A 264-nucleotide genomic window follows, 5' to 3' on the forward strand; every position below is an offset into this window, starting at 1 on the left:
GTTGTTGGTTTGATACCAACGATTTCAACTTCTTCACCAACTTTGATAACACCACGCTCAACACGGCCTGTTACTACTGTACCACGACCTGAGATTGAGAATACGTCTTCGATTGGTAACAGGAATGGTTTGTCAATTGCACGCTCTGGTTCTGGGATGTATGAATCCAGTGCTTCTGCTAATTCAACAATTTTTGCTTCCCACTCAGCTTCGCCTTCCAGTGCTTTCAGCGCTGAACCACGGATTACTGGAGTGTCATCACCA

The 264-nt window shown here is 45.5% G+C and carries 1 pseudogene; it reads right to left on the reverse strand.

Annotated elements, in window-relative coordinates:
• Positions 1 to 264: pseudogene (tuf, locus tag ACNART_RS18020) on the reverse strand (elongation factor Tu); the annotation flags it as partial.

Origin of the sequence: Proteus sp. LHD240705, from assembly GCF_047921555.1 — a bacterium.
Taxonomy (GTDB): Bacteria; Pseudomonadota; Gammaproteobacteria; order Enterobacterales; family Enterobacteriaceae; genus Proteus.